General features: G+C 42.3%; 16 protein-coding genes. 7 read left to right on the top strand and 9 right to left on the bottom strand.

Annotated features, from left to right (window positions below; all coding sequences use genetic code 11):
• Position 1 precedes the first annotated feature (1 nt).
• The 5 genes from GZN30_RS16805 to manA all read left to right on the top strand — a co-directional run bounded on the left by GZN30_RS16805 (position 2) and on the right by manA (position 5,980).
• Positions 2-1,105, top strand: coding sequence for an alginate lyase family protein (locus tag GZN30_RS16805; protein WP_075652394.1), 1,104 nt, complete (start codon positions 2-4; stop codon positions 1,103-1,105).
• Positions 1,105-2,586, top strand: a complete 1,482-nt coding sequence (locus tag GZN30_RS16800; protein WP_269472810.1) for a mannose-1-phosphate guanylyltransferase/mannose-6-phosphate isomerase — start codon at positions 1,105-1,107, stop codon at positions 2,584-2,586. Before GZN30_RS16805 ends, GZN30_RS16800 begins: the two co-directional genes overlap by 1 nt.
• 14 nt (positions 2,587-2,600) lie before the next feature.
• Positions 2,601-3,968: a phosphohexomutase domain-containing protein gene (locus GZN30_RS16795; RefSeq protein ID WP_075652396.1), complete on the top strand. Its 1,368-nt coding sequence runs from the start codon at positions 2,601-2,603 to the stop codon at positions 3,966-3,968.
• Positions 3,969-4,062: 94 nt separating this feature from the next.
• Positions 4,063-4,695, top strand: a complete 633-nt coding sequence (locus GZN30_RS16790; RefSeq protein ID WP_075652397.1) for a LuxR C-terminal-related transcriptional regulator — start codon at positions 4,063-4,065, stop codon at positions 4,693-4,695.
• 73 nt (positions 4,696-4,768) lie between these two features.
• On the top strand, positions 4,769-5,980 hold the full coding sequence (manA, locus tag GZN30_RS16785; RefSeq protein ID WP_139312284.1) for a mannose-6-phosphate isomerase, class I: 1,212 nt from the start codon (positions 4,769-4,771) through the stop codon (positions 5,978-5,980).
• Here the strand turns inward: manA and GZN30_RS16780 are convergent.
• From GZN30_RS16780 to GZN30_RS16760, 5 genes are all read right to left on the bottom strand, one after another.
• Positions 5,977-9,519 carry an ATP-binding protein gene (locus tag GZN30_RS16780; protein ID WP_075652399.1) on the bottom strand — a complete coding sequence of 1,181 codons (3,543 nt, stop codon included), beginning with the start codon at positions 9,517-9,519 and terminating at the stop codon, positions 5,977-5,979. The genes manA and GZN30_RS16780 overlap by 4 nt on opposite strands.
• A gap of 135 nt (positions 9,520-9,654) precedes the next feature.
• Positions 9,655-10,386 (bottom strand): SDR family NAD(P)-dependent oxidoreductase, encoded by a 732-nt coding sequence (locus GZN30_RS16775; RefSeq protein WP_075652400.1) that lies wholly within the window; start codon positions 10,384-10,386, stop codon positions 9,655-9,657.
• A 180-nt stretch (positions 10,387-10,566) separates the two neighbouring features.
• Complete coding sequence (locus GZN30_RS16770; protein WP_075652401.1) at positions 10,567-11,052, bottom strand: outer membrane beta-barrel protein; 486 nt, start codon at positions 11,050-11,052, stop codon at positions 10,567-10,569.
• 17 nt (positions 11,053-11,069) lie between these two features.
• The gene (locus tag GZN30_RS16765) at positions 11,070-11,615 is read right to left on the bottom strand and encodes a phosphatase PAP2 family protein (RefSeq protein ID WP_075652402.1); all 546 of its coding nucleotides are present in this window, start codon (positions 11,613-11,615) and stop codon (positions 11,070-11,072) included.
• A 323-nt stretch (positions 11,616-11,938) separates the two neighbouring features.
• The gene (locus GZN30_RS16760; RefSeq protein WP_075652403.1) at positions 11,939-14,656 is read right to left on the bottom strand and encodes an immunoglobulin-like domain-containing protein; all 2,718 of its coding nucleotides are present in this window, start codon (positions 14,654-14,656) and stop codon (positions 11,939-11,941) included.
• A gap of 347 nt (positions 14,657-15,003) precedes the next feature.
• Here GZN30_RS16760 and GZN30_RS16755 point away from each other — a divergent pair, with 347 nt between their 5' ends.
• Positions 15,004-15,516, top strand: a complete 513-nt coding sequence (locus GZN30_RS16755; RefSeq protein ID WP_161987085.1) for a peptidylprolyl isomerase — start codon at positions 15,004-15,006, stop codon at positions 15,514-15,516.
• A gap of 613 nt (positions 15,517-16,129) precedes the next feature.
• Here GZN30_RS16755 and GZN30_RS16750 read toward each other — a convergent pair.
• From GZN30_RS16750 to GZN30_RS16735, 4 genes are all read right to left on the bottom strand, one after another.
• A complete protein-coding gene (locus GZN30_RS16750; protein ID WP_139312285.1) occupies positions 16,130-16,393 on the bottom strand; it encodes a hypothetical protein in 264 nt (87 codons plus the stop codon).
• A gap of 239 nt (positions 16,394-16,632) precedes the next feature.
• Positions 16,633-17,295, bottom strand: coding sequence for a Crp/Fnr family transcriptional regulator (locus GZN30_RS16745; protein WP_075652405.1), 663 nt, complete (start codon positions 17,293-17,295; stop codon positions 16,633-16,635).
• Positions 17,296-17,387: 92 nt separating this feature from the next.
• The gene (locus tag GZN30_RS16740) at positions 17,388-18,806 is read right to left on the bottom strand and encodes an amidohydrolase family protein (RefSeq protein ID WP_075652406.1); all 1,419 of its coding nucleotides are present in this window, start codon (positions 18,804-18,806) and stop codon (positions 17,388-17,390) included.
• Positions 18,807-19,000: 194 nt separating this feature from the next.
• Positions 19,001-19,759: a RecX family transcriptional regulator gene (locus GZN30_RS16735; RefSeq protein ID WP_075652407.1), complete on the bottom strand. Its 759-nt coding sequence runs from the start codon at positions 19,757-19,759 to the stop codon at positions 19,001-19,003.
• A 321-nt stretch (positions 19,760-20,080) separates the two neighbouring features.
• Between GZN30_RS16735 and GZN30_RS16730 the strand changes: the two genes are divergently transcribed.
• Entirely contained in the window at positions 20,081-20,698 is a 618-nt protein-coding gene (locus GZN30_RS16730) for a cytochrome b/b6 domain-containing protein (RefSeq protein ID WP_075652408.1), read from the top strand.
• Positions 20,699-20,800 lie beyond the last annotated feature (102 nt).

The following is a 20,800-nucleotide window of genomic DNA, read 5'->3' as shown; positions in this document are numbered from 1 at the left end:
AATGACCTGGCGACACAGCACATTGGCTCTTGTGACTTTTTTCGTTACTGCTTGCAGCACTGATGCGAGCGTGGTGCATGTTGATGTTCCGCCAGGCTACATTATCCAAATGGCACCGATGAGCCCGAAACCAGTGCCGTGCATCATGATTCCGCCCTATCAAGGAACATTGATATTTAATAGTAAATATCGCAAAAATGATCCAAACAAGAGCCAAGTTGTCGCCAGCTTAGACAAAAAATATAGACAAGAAACTCTCGGTATAAATAAGTTCAGTTCTTATACAACTAAACTAGCCGATAGGCTAATTGCATCACCCGCAGAAAACGATCTAAGTTGTTATTTAGCTAACTTAGAAAATTGGGCGAAATCCAGTTCGATTGCTTCAAGCGAACAAGTCAATTATGTTGGCAAAGCCATCAAAAAATGGACGCTAGCGACCGTCGCAAGTAACTACCTGAAAGTACGAACCAATTACGCAGCCCAAATTCCGTCACCGCAAGATGAACAGATAAAAAGTTGGTTATCAAAACTGGCGTGGCAAGTTGTCGAGGACTATTCAAATCGCAAACCCACACAGATCAATAATCACGATTATTGGGCGGCTTGGGCTGTAATGGCTTCCGCAGCCGTTTTAAATGACTCTGAACTCTATCATTGGGCACTAGCGGGTTTTGTTTACGCAGCTAAACAGATAGATGCCAATGGCTTTTTGCCTAACGAAATCAAAAGGAAACAACGGGCTGCCAACTATCATAATTTTGCAATGCAACCACTGGCGATGCTCGGACTGTTCATTAAACAAAACAGCCCCGCTGTCTATGATGCTCATAGGCATCAGATTGAGCGATTAACCACGAATCTCTTCAACCATGCAATGAGTAACCCCGTTTTCGAACATCAAACTGGTGTCGAACAGATTGATGCAAATATAACAATAAATGGTCGTAGCGCTTGGCTCGCACCCTACCTTACATACTCTTCAGCGCAAGAGAGACAAATTCATGACGTTATAAACCTATCAGACAATCTACGCTCAACACGCTTAGGCGGAGATTTAGGTTTTCTTTTTTATCATTCAACATATTACCAAAATAAGGAATAATTATGGTTCCCGTAATTCTGTCAGGCGGCAGTGGCTCTAGGATGTGGCCTCTTTCACGTAAGGATTTCCCAAAGCAATTTATTAGTTTAGTTAGCGATTTCTCGCTGCTTCAAGACACGGTTTTAAGGCTCCCGAGTGGTAGCGATGAGAATCCAATTTTTATTTGTAGTGAAGACCACAGATTTATTGTTAAAGATCAACTGGCTGAAATCAAATGCCATCCTCGTTCAGTACTACTTGAGCCAATGGGCAGAAATACCGCTCCAGCTGTTGCCCTGGCAGCCCTCGAACTTGAACATCAAGGACTCAGTGATGAACTGATGCTCGTGCTTCCTGCTGATCACGTCATCAAAGATAAGCAAAAATTCCACCAAGCCTTAAGCCAAGCATGTGATGCAGCCCAAGCGGGTAAGTTGGTGCTATTCGGTATCGAGCCGACCGGTCCTGAAACAGGTTATGGTTACGTTAAGTCAGGGGAAAGTGTGGTTGATAATACCTACGCCGTCGATCGTTTCGTGGAAAAACCAGATCTTAATACCGCCATCGAATACTTGAAATCGGGTCAATACTACTGGAACAGCGGCATGTTTTTATTCAAAGCAAGCGTCGTACTCGATGAACTGAAAAAACACACACCTGATGTATTGGATTACTGTCGTACCGCTATCAACTCTAAGTACAAAGATCTCGACTTCTTCCGTATTGACAAAACTGTCTTTAGTCGCTGCCCTGATATCTCAATTGATTATGCCGTCATGGAGAATACCCAAGATGCGGTAATCGTGCCGCTCAGCGCTGGCTGGAATGATGTTGGCAGTTGGTCTGCCCTATGGGAAGAGCGAGATGACATCCGAGATGATAAAGGTAATGTCTATCAAGGGGACGTTATTGGTGAAAGCAATCAAGACTGCCTAGTCAAAGCCAACCACCGTTTAGTCAATGTTAACGGGCTTAAAGACACAATTGTCATAGAAACCAAAGATGCGGTGATGGTGTCACATAAAGACCACGTGCAAGACATTAAACAAGTTGTTGAGTCTCTCAAACATCAAAGCCGTAATGAAGGCTCTCACCATACTAAGAGCTATCGACCTTGGGGCTTTAATGACAGTATCGATAACGGCAGTCGCTATAAAGTGGTTAAGTTGACCATTAATCCAGGAGACTCTCTTTCTTTACATCGCCATTATCATCGCGCAGAACACTGGATTGTGGTCAAAGGCAGCGCCATTGTCACTGTGGATGACAACTCTTTTGTCATAACAGAAAACCAATCAACTTACATTCCACCAGCCACGTACCATCGACTGACCAACAATGGTCAAATACCACTCGAACTTATCGAGATTCAAACCGGTTCATATCTAGGTGATGATGATATCGAGCGTGTCGAAGATAACTATGGTCGCTCGACCACCGAGAAGCATGATGCAGGACTGATGCAACCAGCTCCGTTTTTACACATGGTCAGAAACTCATAAGGTAGGCAAATAACATGGAACAAGTAACCTGTTTTAAAGCCTACGATATTCGAGGCAAGTTAGGGGAAACCCTCAACGAAGAGATCGCTTACCGCATTGGTCGCGCATTTGCCGAGCACCTGAGTGCCAAAAAAGTGGTGGTGGGAGGCGATATACGTGAGTCAACTGAAGCGCTTAAGGCAGCGTTAATGGCAGGGCTCACCGATAGTGGTGCCGATGTCATCGACCTTGGTCTTGCGGGGACTGAGGAAGTTTATTTTGCGACACCCTATTATGATGCATGTGGGGGAATCGAAGTAACCGCGTCACACAATCCTATTGATTACAATGGAATGAAACTGGTTGGTCGCAATAGTAAGCCAATTAGTGGTGATACTGGGTTAAATCGTATCAAGCAACTGGTCTATGCTGGCATATTCAAAGACCCGAAGCGCAAAGGGAATATTGAATTCAAGGAGATTAAACCCGATTTCGCCAAATACTTAGTCAACTATTTTGACCATAGTTGTATGTCAGCGAAGAAAGTTGTAATTAACCCTGGTAATGGTGCTGCGGCGCCGCTATTGGATGCTATAGAAGATGCACTGACACAACTTGGGGCACCAATCGAGTTTATCAAAGTAAACTACACACCGGATGGCACATTCCCTAATGGCATTCCCAATCCACTGCTTGAAGAAAATCGTTCATCAACCGCAGAAGCGGTGCTTGCTCATAGCGCCGATTTGGGTATTGCTTGGGATGGTGATTTCGATCGCTGCTTCCTATTTGATGAAAATGGTGAGTTTATTGAAGGCTATTATATTGTTGGACTATTGGCAGAGGCTTTCTTAAATTCACATCCAAATAGTAAGATCATCCACGACCCTAGGTTAACTTGGAATACCGTAGATGTTGTCGATAAAAATGGTGGTGATGCCATACAATCAAAGACTGGTCATGCGTTCATCAAGGAGCGGATGCGCGCAGAGGACGCTATTTATGGTGGTGAAATGAGTGCGCATCACTACTTCCGTGATTTCAACTACTGTGATAGCGGTATGATCCCTTGGATCCTCGTTCTCAACCTGTTAAATCGAAAAAAATGCAGCCTGTCTAGCTTAGTCACTGAACGTATGGAACTTTATCCTGCATCAGGGGAAATCAATCTAACGTTAGAGCAACCCAAACAAGTGCTCCAATTCATCGCTGAACATTTTGCTCGTGACGGCTTTGAAATTGACTACACCGACGGTATCAGTGTCGATTTAGGTATTTGGAGGTTTAACTTAAGAATGTCAAATACCGAGCCACTCGTTAGACTCAATGTCGAAAGTCGAAATGATGTTCAACTAATGAGAGAAAAAACTGAAATGCTTAAAGAAATGATTTTGGCTAATTAAATCTCAATGCTGAGAAACTAATTTTGGCAGTATGGTTAGTGGGTGAGCCAACAACACCCACTAACTTCCACTAGCAAATAAAAAATTAGCCTCAATGAATCTTGAACCAAAACAAAAAATACTTTATTTCGGAAATGAATCTCTGCAAAGTGCGGCTTTAACAAGAGTCATTTGTGATGAACTAAATTTAGAGAAAATTGATAATGTTGAATTTATCACTAATGAAACTAAGCCAACATTAGTACTCATAGATCTAGTCAACGAAGAAAGTGAACTCCAAACTCTTAAACAAAAGCTCGAAAAAAATCCCACCTTGTGCTTAATCATCCTACTCAATGTGGATGAGGAGAAAGAGTATTCTGCATTTCTTTCATGGCCGTCTGTTGTTGGCACGTTTAAACCTAATGACTCAATAGAGTTTCTAATTGATGGGATTAAGCGCATGATTAATGGTGAAATATGGGTATCCCGTGAACTAAGCACTCAACTTATCCACCACTTTAGAGGCTACCACGAAAGAAAAAGACTTTCCGTTGGCGAACTGACTCATCGACAAAAAGAGATCTTAAAAATGATCGTGAACGGACTTTCAAATCTTGATATAGCGACAAAACTAGACATTAGCCCGATGACTGCCAAAACGCACATTTACAATATATATAAGAAAATAAATGTAAAAAATCGTTCACAAGCCACGCAATGGGCAAATAAATACCTCTTAGATTAAATTAAACGCGCTTAATCCAGTAATTACCCTACTACCCGACACCATAATATTAATGAAAGCCATAAGGAAAAACATGAATTATTTTTATCCACTAGAGTGTAAGATTCAAAATTATGACTGGGGTAGTCCTTCATCATTCAAACAATTATTTGATATTCCAAATGACACTCAACAACCACAAGCTGAAATTTGGATGGGGGCTCATGCGAATGGTTGCTCGTCAATAAAAAATGATGGTAGTAACATCTTACTGTCTGACTTTATTGAGCAAAACCCACTATTCACCTTAGGTAAAAAGACAGTCCAACGATTTAGTTCGCTTCCGTATCTATTTAAGGTTTTAAGCGCGGAAAAAGCACTTTCAGTTCAAGTTCATCCCAATAAATCACAAGCTGAAAATGGATTCGACCAAGAGCAATCACTGGGTATTACTGCAATCGATGATCCAAAACGAAACTACAAAGATAATAATCATAAACCTGAATTGGTGTACGCATTAACGCCTTTTCAAGCTATGAATGGCTTCCGTTGTCACCGAGAGGTTCACAGCTTACTGACTGAACTTAACATTGCTGAAATTACCCCATTAGTTCAACAGTATGAGGTCCAACTCAATAGTGACGGCTTAAAGCAATTATTTGCCGACATTCTCGCATTATCAGGGAATGCAAAACAACGCGTAATACAGCATCTAACCCACTACGCACAAACTCATAGCGACAATCAGCCCTTTGACCTTGTGACTCAATTGGCCACTCAGTATCCAAACGATATTGGTTTATTCTCACCGCTTTTTCTTCACACCATCACTCTTAATCCCGGCGAAGCGATGTTCCTTAACGCTTGTACTCCTCACGCCTATATCTCAGGTACCGCATTAGAAATCATGGCAAACTCTGACAACGTACTCAGAGCAGGATTGACCAATAAGCATATTGACGTTTTAGAGCTCATTTCCTGTGTGCGCTTCGAACCACAGACCCAAGAGTCATTACTACTCGCACCCAAAGTCGATCATCAAGGTGCGCATTATCGGGTCCCTGTCGATGATTTCTCCTTTAGCATCTATGGAGAGCAAGAGCGTCAAAACAACACAAGCGTCTCTCTACATGCATCAAGCGCAGAGATCCTATTGCCGCTCGATGCACCAATAGTATTAGAGCATTCGAGCGGTGAGCGTCTTGTGTGCGACAAAGGTCAAGCGGTCTTTATTTGCGCGGCAAGCAATCACTACCAAGTTAGCTGCCGTGGTAGATTCGCCCGAGCTTATTGCTCACTCCCCTAACCGTGTTGTGCAAGCCAAGTATCAAATACTGACAACAACCTCGAGAGCTCATCTAAAAGTGAGTGAGTACCTGTGTCGATACCTTGCTGGGTGAGCTCTTCCCATTCCATCGCTAAATTTGTCAGCACTTCAAGTTGCAACAACGATGCTGAGCCTTTCAAGCGGTGAATGACTTGTTGCAGATCTTGCCCATCTTCAATCAGCGCTTTTTCTTGCTTAAATGAGTCGACGACCACGCGCATCATTTCGAGCTTTTCATCGCCCTGATGGTCATCTAGCCAAGTCAAATCGGTAATCAATAGTGATTCAGCATTCGTAACATCAAGCGTTCGAACTTCGAGATAATGTTTCAGCATCTCGCTAAGCTCGGCAAAGCTGTATGGCTTGTACAGCACATGATCCATACCCACACTTTCCGCCTTTTCAAACACCAGTATTGAGTCCTCTGCCGTACAACCAACAACGGGCAAGCGAGCAAGGTATTCACTTTGCTTGATAGTATGACACAACTCATAACCATCCATATTAGGCATATGGCAATCCGTGATGACAAGGTCGATAGTGTCATGGCTGTTTTCTAAATATTGATAAGCTTCTAAACCATCATGTTTTAAAACAATATCAACGCCTAACTTAGCAAATTGTTTACTAAACAGTAGCCTGTTGATCGGGTCATCATCTGCGATAAGCACTTTGCCGGAGAATGTCGATTGATGGCACTCCGTATCTTCGAACGCCTGCTCGTGCTGGTTGATGGCATCGAGGATATGATCTGGATAGACATTCAGCCCCCCAGCAGGATTGTGAACCAAAGGATAACTTGCATCGACATCAATCGACCATGCTTGTAACCAAGATAAAATGTCAGCGTTGTAAGAATAGGCTTGGCAATCTAGCACTTCGAGCACCGTTGTGTGAGAGACAGGAAGCGACAACTCAATTGTTGTTCCTTTACCTAACTCACTCTGAACCACCAAATCACCCGACATCAAATCAACAATGCTCTTGACGATAGTCATACCTAAACCTGTTCCACCATACTGGCGAGTAATAGAGACATCACCTTGGGCAAATGGGGTAAAAATACGACCAAGTTGCTCATCATTCATGCCACAGCCGGTATCGGCTACCGTGACAAGCAGCTGATCCTCTAATAACTTCAAAGTTACTTTAATCGAACCGTGCTGAGTAAATTTCACCGCATTGTTAAGTAAATTGTTCAGGATTTGCGTCACTCGGAGCCAATCAAGCTTGGCTTTAAAGTACGGTGTTGCCTGCCAATCCAGTTCAAAATTCAAATGCTTCATTGCTGCGTTAGACTCATACGTGCGCAACAAAGGAGCGAGCTCACTGTAGATATTGCCATTGCGAGTATCAAGATGAAGCTGATTTGCTTCAATCTTGGAAATATCAAGAATATCGTTAACCAGCAAGCGTAAGCGATTCGCGGATAACTGCGCATTGGTCAGCAATTCAACGTTATCTTCATTCTCGATTTTTGAACTCATTAACTCCATCAGACCAATTAATGCAGAAATTGGCGTGCGAAGCTCATGGCTAACCGTTGCAAGGAACAAGTCTCTCGACTTAATCGCCTTGAGTGCCTTTTGGTTCGATTCCTTGAGTTCATCTTTTTGCAGTTCGAGCGCGGTATAGTCGTCATAAACCATCATCTTGTAACGACCATCATCATTCATACCACCAATTTCATTCTCTATGACACGCAAGTATCGTTTCGAGAACTTACACTGACAAACTAGGTGATCATCATTACCCATTTTGTATGTTTGATTTTTGAGTAAGCAGTGACCCTTCTTAAAGCTCATGCATTCCATGCCATGCTGGTTAAATGCTTTATTCGACAATACAATCGAACCTTCGGAGTCATAAATCGCAATCATACTAGGAAGGCGATCCAGTAAGTCGCTCAACCATTGCATTCGACGCTGATCTTGCTGTGCTTGCTCATCGGCTTTCACTAATGACTTAGAGAGACGGCTCGCTTTGATTTGGAATGCCACCACAATCAACAAAAATAGCGATAATACTGATAATAAAACCAACGCAATTTTGTTTTTGTTGTAGCCATACTGCACAACGACTTTATGGTGCTTCAAGTGCAACATATCAATTTCATTATCACTCACCTGAGCTACGACTTGGTTCATAATACCTTGCAGTAAGCGGCTTTCTGGAGCAAACGTTAACACCAAATCGATACTGAGCTTTTTCACTTGAGAAGAGTGTAAAACACTAAATAGTTCGTCTTCGGTGTTGTAGGCATAATAATCTACGACATAGGACGGTATATAGGCGTAATCAACATCACCGCTCTTCATATCATCCAGAAGAGCATCCAGTTCTCGATAAATCTTAGGGACAACGTCGAAAGCTTTCTGCGCTTCTCCCACCACCAAGCGACCCGTTCTATCTAAAATAGCAACTTCACCGCGACCCGATTTGAAATTAGACTCAACACACTTCCAATTGACCGAAGCAAATGACTCAGTAAAGATAAAATCTTGATTAGAATCCTGAGCAAAACCCGGCAAAAGGTCAATGTCCCCATCCCTCAACATCTCTATTGGTGACTTATCTTCTGGGGAAACATAGACAAACTGTATGCCACTTTTACGCGTCAACATCGCCATAAAGTCATGAATGTAGCCAACTTGATTACCATTTTCGATATAAGAAAACGGACGCATGTTTTCTTCAAAACTATATCGAATGGTGCTTCGTCCGTAGTGAAGCGCCAAAGCCTTCAACATCATATCTTCGGCGATTGGGTCGACTAACGTTCGCTGATTTCGCTTCAAAGAAGCTCGAGACAACTCGACATACTTTTCTACTAACTGATGGAGCTCAGTGTTATTTTTGGCTGTCGCAATAGCAGCCGGAAATGGAGGTAATTCAGCTAAATAGTCAATATCGCCTTGCCATTCACCTGGTGTGCGCACCGATAAATATTGTTCCGCCGTGATCACATCGGTATAAAGCGCATCAATTTCACCACGCGCTATCGAGCGCATCATCACTCGCTTTGAGTCGAACGCAGAGATATTTTTGAAGCCCTGCTGTTCATACATGTAGCAGTAAAGCGAACCCCGCACACACCCCCAACGAAGGCTCTCTTTTGCAAATTTTCGCTTAGCCGAGTTTTGATACCAAGTAACACTGCGTACATTGAAAATTGGCTTAGTGTAATTGAAGTACTTTTCAGCATTGTCCGTTTTGGCAAAACCCAAAACCATATCGATATCGCCAAAATAGAGTGCAGAAAACATCTCATCGCGGTTAGCGAAAAAGCGATACTCAGGGCTATACCCATGCTGTGAGGCAAATCTCTCGACTAGATCTTGAAAAGTGCTGTTCTCCTCACCACCACGCTTAGGCGTCCACAAATACTTGTAATGATCGATTTGACGCCCAATCACCAATTTTGATTTGCCCTCTGCGGGCAGATTAGATTCCGTACCTTGTGCAAATAAAGGCGTTGAACATAAGAGAAAAAGAAGAAAGACGAGAACTGCCTGCATTATGACTATCCGTGCTAATTACTGCGGCATATTATCTCTGGCGCATAAGCAGTTCTCTAGAAAAGCTTTTTAAAAAATTTTTATCGACACGACAATCTGCATGACTCATGGAATAATTGAGCAAGTCGTTTACAACTAAGACTCGTTGAGCAAACTGTCCTGATAAATCATTTTCTTACTCATTCCGCCATCAACCACTAGATTATGACCATTGATAAAATCATTCTCAGGGTGAGTCAAGAAAAGGCAAGCATTAACAATATCACGAGCTTTGCCAACTCTACCTGACGGATGTTGCTGATGATCGAAGTCAACCAACTGCTGATAATCCTCAACCTGAATCCAACCAGGGCTCACAGCATTAACGGTGATTGGGCTTGCCGCTAACGAAATAGCCATAGAGTGAGTCAGCGATACTAAACCGCCTTTGGAAGCACCATAAGCATCCCAACCTGACTCATTCTGGTTCCAGCGAGTAGATGCGATGTTTACGATTCGCCCATAAGTTTGCTCTTGATTGAGGCGAATGAACTGACGACAGCAAGCAAACGCCCCTTTCAAATTAACGTCAATAACGCGCGAAAACTCGTCGTAGCTCAATTCATTCAGAGGTTTATTGAAGTTAGCAATCGCGCCATTGTTGATTAGCACATCAACCTTGCCATATCTTTGCTCTATGGTCTCGAATGCCTTATCTACACTGCCTACGTCAGCTAAATCCGTCTTGATAAAATCGATCCCTGAATACTCAGAAAGCAAAACATCCAAAACCACTACCTGAGCGCCCAGCTTAGAGTAGCCCTCTGCTAGGTGCTGACCTATTCCGCGACTACCGCCCGTCACAACCACTATTTTATCTTGATACATATTAATTCTTTGTAGAGATAAGACCGGCAATAATTTTAGAACGAACTGAGGAGCATGGATAGTCACTTAGAAGCACAGTGATAGCCTTCGCTTTTAGCTGAGCATAGTTTTGTAGAACAGCAATGAGAGTTCAACATCGCTGAACACTCATTGTTTCACCATGCTTTCAATCTTTAGGGGCTAAAATAAGTACAATACCGCTGTCACACCGACGGATTCCAAAGTGGTGCCTGCAATTTCGTACGAGGTATATTCAACGCCAAGTGCCAGTGGACCCATTACGGCATAATCCACGCCAACCGCCCAGAATAAGTCTAAACTGTCATCATCAAATTCTGGTTTATTCGAGCTTTCGATGATCCATGAGTGTGCACCGATCTTGCCGTAGAGTTGCAGTGGACCGAAGTTTAGATTGGGTTTGATCGCACCATAGAGCGACTGAGCCTCTAGCTCTGCTTGGCTGACCTCAAACTTACCATGAGTCGTAAAACCACCTTCCAAACTTAAGCCGGTGATTAGCCCCGAACCAACCACTAAGCTATGAGATAGTGAGTCATCAGCATGAATTGACGATTGGCTTACTGAACCACCGATATAGAAAGGGCTTTTTGCAAAGCTTGGTACTGACACACTTAAGAGAAATAAGATCGTGAGTAACTTTTTCATAATGTTTCCCTACAAAGTTAAAATTTTATGTTAGCGAGAATCCCTACTCGCTCACCATCGAATGTGGGGGCGACAGCAAAATTAGTGACACTGAAGCCTGCTTTAGTCACTGAATACTGTATTGCCGTTGCCAATAGAGTACCTGCCGCCACATCGCGCCAATAGTGATAGTTTCGATCCACTCTTGAGTAACCGACAACACCTGCTGCCAAATAAGCGGGTACACCATACTTCCAACCATAGCGAAACTGTAAGTAAGCTGCCCCCTGCATCGCAGCCGACGTGTGACCTGAAGGCATACTATAGTCACCGCCATTAGGTCGCTCAGCGTTAATCGCGACCTTTAATATATGGGTCGCACTCGCTGTTAAAAACGCGCCTTCAACAAGCTGACCAAAACCTTCCCCATCAAATTTTGCCAAAGAAATTACGCCCGCAGTGGCTGGAATCGCCCACTGTAAAATATCTCCTGTTGTTTCCAACTCCTGACCTTCTAGCGCCAATGAGTGCGAACTCCATAACGCACTGACAGCAAAGAGAGGAGCTATAAACTTATGTTTCATAACCACATTCCGTGCAATTAGTAAAAAAGTCGCAATAATAACGACCAAGCGACGGATAACAACCTAGTTACATATGTGATTACATTTTTTGACTATATGATCGCATTAATTGCGATTTATATTGCATATTTAAACATTGAAACAAAGCTCACACAAGCAATATCACGGTAAACATTTTACAAATCAATGCTATATCTCATGATTTGAGCGCGTTGTTTACCATCAATTGAATAAGTCTTTGCATAGCTTCATAAGCCCAGAAACAAAAAAACGGTGACCAATAAAAACTTATCACCGTTTCTCTGTTAACGTGAACTATGCAATTATAAAGAGCTATTCACCGAACACTCTTTGTAGTCTTCTAAGTCTAAAGTTAGCATCATGTACGTGGACATCACGTTCGATTGGGTATGATTTGGATCATCAAGTACTTCATAACCCATCGCCACCATCTCTTGCATATTGGTGTACATCCAAGCTTCACAGCTGCCTTGACCGTTTGACAGCCATTGCTCTGCTTCTTTCGTCTTGGCTTCCAGCTTCACTACCGCATCCGGTTTAGCAACTTCGCTAGGATCAACTGTAAAAATCCATTGTGTCGCAGTCGCTGTTAACCCCCCTTGGTCCATCACTTCATACGTCACTTGGTAGCGACCTTCTTTGCTCGTATCAACAAAGCCTTGATAAGTAATGTACTGTGTTAACTCACCATCTTGCTCATCCCATGCTGTGACATGATCTTGCGGGTTAAACTCGCTACCAATCAGAACGTTTCGGCTTGGATAAGCTTTAAGCTCTGGAGCAGTGTTAATACCACTATCAATATTTAACTTTTTATCGACTGCTTTTACTTTATATTCATGGTCCGCTGTACTCGCAATCGCGCGGTCAACAAACACAGAAGTATGGGTAAAACCAACTAACTTGCCATCACGGTATACTTCAAAGCCCAGTAGGTGCTCGCGCTGCGTTTCATCGTAACTAATAAATACATCTTTACGGTTTACATGGGATACTTTCGCATTTGGCGACTCGGTAAAGCCTTCACCTTGATAGTCCAGCGCACCAAAAGTAGTTAGGTACCATGTTGGTTTCTCCAACTTCTCTAAGTGTTGAATATCTTCAATCACTGCGTCTTTACTGATGTAACCATAGCGTTTGAAATGCGATGACAGATCATAGCCGAGGATTTCAGACGCTTGCGTAACAAACGATACGCGATCTTTCTTCGGCAAATCGCCATTACGGTAACGCTTATTGATTTCTGCCCAGAAACCAGGTTGCAATATCTCAAGTTGAACGTACATCATTGTCATCGTGCCTTGCTTCATCGAATCAAATGACTTGTTTTCAAACAGCTCTTTGTACATCAGTTCATAACGAGATGTGAAGTAACCTTGATAGTAGTCGGTGGTTTCCTTCGTCATCACATCAACGTCATCGTATCTTTGACTAAGCACATAAGTAGCAACGTTTGTCGTCACCTCAGACTCAGTGAACCCCCAATGCTCTAACAAATGACTCCACTCGTGGTAAAAGATTGATGAGTCACCATTGTATGGTAATTGATGAAAATGGATGTCTCTTGGGTAATAAGTTACACCGTGTGTCGCATGAGCAATAAATTTCTGCGAGCTATCGAGCGCCATATGAGTCATAGCATTGTCGATATACTCTTCAGGTAACCCGAAGATTTCTAAAACATTACGCGACTTGTCATCCCAGTGGTCATTTAATTTCTCTAAATCAATATCTTGATTTACAAAAGAACGTATGCCGTTTTCGAGCAAATCGGTAAAGAACAAGTTTTTGAAGTGCAACTCATACACACCGATGATCTTAGGATCACGTTGATATTCTGCATGATAGTCACGCAACTGCTGTTTAAATTGCTGTTGGTCATCACCCGAGCGGAAAATTGGGTACTTCTGTCCACCTTTGATACGAATCTTAATTGGCGAGCCATTGTACGAAGCCGGGTATTTCACATAAACCGGACCACCAAAACGCACACCTTCTCCAATGTTGTTACCATTTAATGGATTCGGTACGGTAATACGATGGTAACCAGGATAGATCTCAATCGTTTCAAACGAACCGGTTTGACCATTGCCTGCGACTTGAGAAAACTGCAGCGGGATTTTCCCATGAGGGTTATCACCACTATCAATAAATACTTCAATTTCGGTATGAGGGATCGCGGCAAAACCGGTCACAATACTATCTGAAGAAAAGCGTACTTCATTGATATCATTGTTTGCGTCGCGCTGTTGGTCTTCAATCACCGCCACGTCATTAATGTATTTATCAGGATCCGCAACCAGTTCTTTTGCTACATCAATGTAGGTGTAGTATGGACCCTTATCTATACCAATATAGTCATCTTCATGTTGGTACTCGTCAATCAGCCGTTTCACTTTCTCAATTTGTTCAAACGTCAGTGAATCAATCGTCAACTCAGAAAAAGTTGCATCGGTAAACCAACTCTCTACTGTTGAAAATGGTGATGGCATATAGAAGTAGAAATCTACCGCACTTGCATAATCATCATTGGTCTTATCGAACACCACTTTAATGCGTTTTGCTAGCGTTGGAGCAAAGGTAAGATCCGCCAAGCGCGGGGCATGTGGCACAGCATTACCTGTTGCGACTAACTGAAAATCGTCGCCTTCATCAGAAAGAGACGCGTAGATACTAAACTTCTCTGCCTGTCCACTTTCATCTCGTTTTCGGTCATAGATAATTCGCCCGACAGTCTCAGCTTTTTCAAATGAAACCGTAACTTCATTGGTAAATGATTGAGTATTTTTTTTGTCACTCTTCCACTGAGTATACGTTTCAGCATCAAACGCACTCTCTAAGTAACGACCACCACCATTCGCCTCATAGCCAACCACCTTAATCTCATAAGGTTCAAGTTCCATAGTATCTAAAAATGAACCCACTTCACCTGATAAGGTATAGTCTTGGCGACTATCGAAGGCATAGGCGGGTGCGGAAATTGATGCAATAACCAAACCCGCAATTAGAGTTTTTTTCATAAATTAAGCTCAACAACAAAACAAAATAACTTCACCCAAAGCGACGATGGTTTTCTCAAATAGAATAATTATTAAAACAATCACTTACAGGTATGCGCATAGCGTTCGGATTATATTGATTTGATGAATGTGAAAAGCTCTCTCATGAAAATTTCTGGCTCGAGATCTCACTATGTGAGAATTATCTGTCAACGCGACAACCACTTGGTTAAAAATTGTGATAGGTAAATTCTGTTCTAGCGCTGTTTATTGATTATCGATTTTATATCCCGCCATCGTTCTAGCCAGTTGTTCGCAGCTATTGTTTTACCTATACTTCCTGATCATTTTACTAACGGCATAACTGCATGATCATTTTTACCACTAACTTTGGCGACATCACTATTGAACTCGACCAACAAAAAGCGTCTGAAACAAGCAAGAATTTCTTACGTTACTGCAACGAAGGTTTCTATGAGAACACTCTTTTCCACCGAGTGATCGATGGATTTATGATTCAAGGTGGCGGCTACGAATTACGTGACGACGGCTTTGCAGTTAACATGGTAGAAAAGCGCACTCACGCACCGATTGCCAATGAAGCGTATAATGGCTTGAAAAACATCACAGGTTCCATCGCAATGGCAAGAACCGATGCTCCACACTCTGCAACCGCACAGTTCTTTATTAACTTAGAAGATAATGACTTTTTAGATCACACAGGAAAAACCAATTACGGTTGGGGTTATGCCGTTTTCGGTCGTGTCACAATGGGCATGGATGTGGTTGAGAAAATTGCCAAAGTGGACACTATCACCCGCTTTGGTCATGAAGATATGCCGGCACATGATGTGGTGATAGAGAAAGTAGTCGTCCGTTAATCACCTCTACTCTAGATCGCGCGGCATCTCATTTCGCATAAATTTAGTTCGAGAAGAAGCGTTCTTTGAGACAAAAAAAAGCCAGTTCCAACATTTAGAACTGGCTATGAAGAATAACAACGATTGAATTCTGAAAAAAAGCAAACACTGTACCCGACACAACTTCAAGCTGCACGGGGGATCCAGCATTATATCTAGGGTGAACCATGTTCGGTCTTCATGTTCGTATTCACTATAAACAAACAGATAAAAATCATCTAGCCACAAATTAGCGAATTAACTCAATGTTGAATAATTTGAACGTATTCTTAAACGTAATAACCTTAGTTAAAAAAAGACCGCAATTAAGCGGTCAAGTGTACTGACTAGGACTTCAGTATAAACTCACAAAGGAGGTTAGTAAGGATTATTATTATTTCGTAATCACTAGCTAAGCTAGAAACGTTAACATTTGGAGACTAGGTTAACGAAGATAGTATATATTTATTAGCATCTAACTCAATGTAAAAGCTGCTTAGATAGTTTCAATATTTAGCCAATAAATCAATATTAACAATTAGGTTCGCAATTATGATCAAAAAATAACATTTAGCGCTTTATTCTCTGACCGCTACTATTGATAAAACTGCCATACCCGCCAACACTTTTCAATGCTGTAGTTAGGCTCAATTCGATTGACAACCAATTGACTGCCTTGACCGCTTACCATGATCGTCGCAAACTTGATTTCCAGCTGTCTCAGCTCAAGCTGCTCTTTTATCGCCAACATACAAGCATACTCTTCTAGTGGGGTTAACGTTAACCGCTTTTCTTTCATTACGTCATACACATAAAGGGCAGACATAATGACAGCGCAAACTGGCAAGAATACTCTCATTGTTAATACGCTGCAGGTTTTAAACAATCCCACAAGATAGTGGAGAAAAATACGCTATTGACGATTACTGTACTAATTTCTATTACATGTAAATCTAAAGACATTTGGTCACCTTTATTTATGCATAAAATAAAAGATGCCATTGAACATCAACAATGTATATTGATGGTAATGTTCAAACAATGAATATGGTCACTTAACGAAATAGAGTGAGCAAATATCCTCAAATTCCCAATAACTTATACATCGTCATTATGTAATAACGCGTGTAACTTTTGATAATCGTGAATAATTAACTTCCCATCTATTTTTTTAACCACCTCACTATCGATCAGCTCTTTTACCGCTCGACGATAGACTCGATCTGAACAGCCAAACCGATCGGATTCATTCACCGCTACAGTAAAAGCGCGATTGGGTTTCAGGTTTTGATCTCGCTGCTCAATATCATAAGCAATTCGTGCCGTGATCGGATTTAACAGTTGGTAGATAAGGTTGCGCGTGGCGTTTTGGTAATTCACGGCGAGATTTCTAGCCAAAAAAACCGCAACTTCACTATGCTCTGTCACCATTTTTTCAAATACAGCGATAGGAATTGCCTTGGCGACAAGATCGTCATACGCCTTAATGCTGAATTGACAAGGTTTACCGGTAAACGCTTCCATCTCACCAAAGATTTGATTAATACAAAAAAACAAACCGAAGCTAAATACACGCCCATTGTTACACGATGACTCGATGGTGCACATGCTCATATCGACTAAATAGATGGTATCCACCACTTGATTCTGGCGCAGCAAATATTCACCTTTAGCAAACAGTTTTTCTTTGGGGTTAGATTGATCTATTAAATCCAGCAGCAAAGCTTGCCCACGTTCAGCGATGGAATCAAAGTGTTGCATAATGTCCTTACAACCATACTAAAACGGGCACATCCAACGATGCACCCGTACACATTTTTATTAGCTTCTAACCGAGAGCTAAATTTGGCTTATTATTTTAGTGTTTTAGCAAAATTGCCAACCTTATCGGTGACTTTTTTCCACTCTTGGTTATGTTCAGCCATATCAACGGTCATCAATTGTCCATCTTCAACGATGACCTTACCATTGACGATCGTGTACTCCACATTTTGCGGATAGGCTGAAAATGCGATGGTGGAGAACGGATCGTAATTAGGCTGCATATTCGGTGAGTCAGTTTCGAAAATCACGATATCAGCTTTTTTACCTACCTCTAATGAGCCAATTTCATCTTGCATGTTGAGTGCACGAGCACCGCCAATAGTGGCTAGTTCCAGCAGCTCGTACGGTGAGAATTTAGAGTTATCTTTATGGAGTGTACGCGCATTCATTGCCGTATAACTCATCACGGTAAGCACATCGTTTTGATTCGAAGACATAGGACCATCAGTTCCAATACCAAGATCAATGCCTTTACTGTGCATCATCCAAGCTGGACTCTGACCATTCGCTCCTTTTAGATTCGACTTAGGACAATGCACGACACCTACATTGTGCTGCTTGACTAAATCCATGTCGTGTTCATCGAGATAGTTCATGTGTGCCGCAACAAGATTGTCCCCCAGCACATCAAGAGAATCTAAATACTCAATCACCGATTGCTCTTCGCTCATTTGCTTAGAGAACTTTCTCACACCTGCCTCTTCCCAGCGGAATTCAGCCAAGTGGGTCAATAGAGGCACATCATATTTGTCGGCAAGTTGCTTAGATTTAACCAAAAACTCCGCAGAGACTGTATAAGGTGCATGAGGTGCGACAGCTGGCACGATTAACTCATGACCTTGCCACTCTTTGATAAACTGCTCGGCATATTCCAATCCACCGTAAGGCTGCTTAGCGTCGACAACAGGAAAGCCAATTACTGTCTCACCCATTACGCCACGAATCCCCACCTCTGCAACCGCTTTGGCTACTTCATCCTGATGGTAATACATGTCAGCGATCATCGTCGTCCCAGACAGCGCCATTTCCATGGCTGCTTGGCGTGATGCGGTACGAATTAACTGACGATCTAGCATCTCTTTTTCAAGTGGAAACATCACTTGCTTCAAGCGATTTTCTACCCCACTCTCCCCTAAGCCACGAAATGCCGTCATACCGATGTGGGTATGCCCGTTGACCATTCCAGGCATAACAATCTTGCCACTGGCGTCAATAACACGCTCGGCACTATAGCCTTGCGCTACCTTTGCATCACCAACAGCGACAATCTGGTTGCCTTGAATCACAATGGTTCCATTCTCAATGATTTGAGTTTTGCCATCCATTGGTAGAATTTGCGCATTATTAATAATGATCGTTGCGTGAGTGGTCGCACTCACATCAGAGGCGTAGGCAGCTGTAGCAAGCAGGATGCTGGTTGCAAGTAGACTTTTGCTTAATAAATTCATTTTGACACCCTAAAAATAAAATCCACCAATCGTAGTTTTAGGGCGTGCAGCTCGATAGGACATATGTCCGAATGGTAATTGTTGAACTCACAAAATAGTGAACTCAGTGTATGAATATAGTTAAGCTGGCTTATCAGACCACTGAAAAAACGGCAATCATGATGGGTTGGAAAACACTGGGCTTTCTTGTCCCGTCACTCCAACTCGCTCATGGCAAACTGAATCTCGTCAGAACTGAATCCTTTGCGGCTTAACATTGCGTAAGCTTTACTCCGCTCGCTATGAGCAGCCAGGTCATAAGACTTTTTGCTTAACTGTTCTAAACACGCACTGTAAAAATCGAGTTGGTCTGCATGAATCAGTTTTTCAACTAGTGCGTCAAGCTCAGTAATATCAATCTTACGTTGACGTAACTCTTGGCGAATCACCGTTAGCCCCTTACCTTTCCGGGCATATTTCAACACTTCTTTTTCAAGGTCCGCTTTTTCAGCCTTCAGCTCTAAATTAGTTTTCAGCTGTTGGTAACAAGCATGCTGCTTTATCGCTTGATTAACTTGAGCATAGCTAAAACCGCGCTTCTGCAGTGTTGCTGTGAGCTTTTCTTTGCTCATCGTAAAGGTTTGGTAGTAATGATTAACTCGTTCGTTGAGCATCGCTTGTTCGTCGATATTCAGTGATTCTTTCACCTTTGCGATCGCCTCACTGACCAATGAGTCATCCAATCCTTTTTTCTTCAACTTGTCACGAATGTATTCGCTGCCATATTCATTCGCAAACGAGCGCTCAGCAAATTGCTCAGCGAACTGTTTGTCTGACTTGAGATAGCCAAAGCCACGCAGCTTTTCTAAGGTATCGTCAATCCACTCTTGATTGTCAGTTTTTAACCGCAACTTTGCCAAAAGCTCTGCCTCAGTTAAGTCTTTTTGACCTAAATGCCACAGCGCTGAATTCATCACGCTTTCAATACGTCTGGCTTTTCTTACTCGGTTTTCTTCTGGGTACAAACTTGAAGACTCATTGATGGAGAATGTTGCAGAGAGTGTACATCAATCTTGAGCCAATTGGGTGGTTCGATGAAATCTAAAAATATCTGTCTATGTGGAATGATTAACAGTCAAATGGAAACAATCATTATTCATATCCATCATTAATCAAATAACGTGAACAATTTAAAGTAGCGCCATCGAAAACAACCCACCAGTACTCGCCCGCTTTCAAGCAGTGGTACTTAATCATTTTTACTTTTAAAAATTACCGATCATTCGAGAAACACTATGAAAATTTGGGATCTACCAACACGACTTTACCATTGGATCCAAGCAACACTATTTATTTGTCTAATTACCGGTTTCGGTCCACACCTACAACTTGGTTTAGCACTCTTTACACTAATTTGTTGGCGTTTAGTTTGGGGATTTATTGGTAGTGATACGAGTAAATTTAAGAACTTTGTGTCTTCGCCAACACGCACTGTACGCTACTTACTTGGTAAAGAGTCATCTCACGCTGGACACAACCCTGCAGGGGCTTGGATGGTCATCGCATTAATTGCGACATTGTTTGTGCAATGTTTAACTGGTATGGCGCTAGTTGGTCTGTTTAACAGCTTTCCTTATGCTGAATCTTTGCTCAGTGAAAGTACTTTAGAGCTATTTAAAGCTATTCACCGTGCATCGCCACAACTGCTCATCGTTTTTGTGGTCATACACTTGAGTGCCATTGTTATCTACAAACTGCGTTCAAAGCCTCTGGTAAAGGCAATGATCACTGGTAAGCAAGATAGTTTGCAAAAAAAAGAACTGGCTCCAGTCGCTTTTGCTTCAAACCAAAGAGCCCTATTGGTACTCATCATTTCTAGCTTAGTCACATTACTGATCTTACAGAGCGGCTAAGGATAACACTGTAAACTCTCGCTCCGCCAAAAAAGAAACGCCCGATTGGTACAGAGAACCAACGGGCGCTTTAAGCATTACGTATCTAACTGGTCGTTTAAG

It is taken from the genome of Vibrio ponticus, assembly GCF_009938225.1.
Lineage (GTDB): Bacteria > Pseudomonadota > Gammaproteobacteria > Enterobacterales > Vibrionaceae > Vibrio > Vibrio ponticus.
The sequence above is the reverse complement of the archived record's forward strand: the minus strand, read 5'-3'. Positions and strand labels throughout refer to the sequence as shown.

Coding starts and splice junctions, on each gene's coding strand:
- GZN30_RS16750 (WP_139312285.1), bottom strand. CDS start 16,393: ATGAGAGTATTCTTGCCAGTTTGCGCTGTCATTATGTCTGCCCTTTAT.
- GZN30_RS16740 (WP_075652406.1), bottom strand. CDS start 18,806: ATGAATTTATTAAGCAAAAGTCTACTTGCAACCAGCATCCTGCTTGCT.
- GZN30_RS16755 (WP_161987085.1), top strand. CDS start 15,004: ATGATCATTTTTACCACTAACTTTGGCGACATCACTATTGAACTCGAC.
- GZN30_RS16775 (WP_075652400.1), bottom strand. CDS start 10,386: ATGTATCAAGATAAAATAGTGGTTGTGACGGGCGGTAGTCGCGGAATA.
- GZN30_RS16770 (WP_075652401.1), bottom strand. CDS start 11,052: ATGAAAAAGTTACTCACGATCTTATTTCTCTTAAGTGTGTCAGTACCA.
- GZN30_RS16805 (WP_075652394.1), top strand. CDS start 2: ATGACCTGGCGACACAGCACATTGGCTCTTGTGACTTTTTTCGTTACT.
- GZN30_RS16765 (WP_075652402.1), bottom strand. CDS start 11,615: ATGAAACATAAGTTTATAGCTCCTCTCTTTGCTGTCAGTGCGTTATGG.
- GZN30_RS16795 (WP_075652396.1), top strand. CDS start 2,601: ATGGAACAAGTAACCTGTTTTAAAGCCTACGATATTCGAGGCAAGTTA.
- GZN30_RS16760 (WP_075652403.1), bottom strand. CDS start 14,656: ATGAAAAAAACTCTAATTGCGGGTTTGGTTATTGCATCAATTTCCGCA.
- GZN30_RS16790 (WP_075652397.1), top strand. CDS start 4,063: ATGAATCTTGAACCAAAACAAAAAATACTTTATTTCGGAAATGAATCT.
- GZN30_RS16735 (WP_075652407.1), bottom strand. CDS start 19,759: ATGAATTCAGCGCTGTGGCATTTAGGTCAAAAAGACTTAACTGAGGCA.
- GZN30_RS16730 (WP_075652408.1), top strand. CDS start 20,081: ATGAAAATTTGGGATCTACCAACACGACTTTACCATTGGATCCAAGCA.
- GZN30_RS16780 (WP_075652399.1), bottom strand. CDS start 9,519: ATGCAGGCAGTTCTCGTCTTTCTTCTTTTTCTCTTATGTTCAACGCCT.
- GZN30_RS16745 (WP_075652405.1), bottom strand. CDS start 17,295: ATGCAACACTTTGATTCCATCGCTGAACGTGGGCAAGCTTTGCTGCTG.
- manA (WP_139312284.1), top strand. CDS start 4,769: ATGAATTATTTTTATCCACTAGAGTGTAAGATTCAAAATTATGACTGG.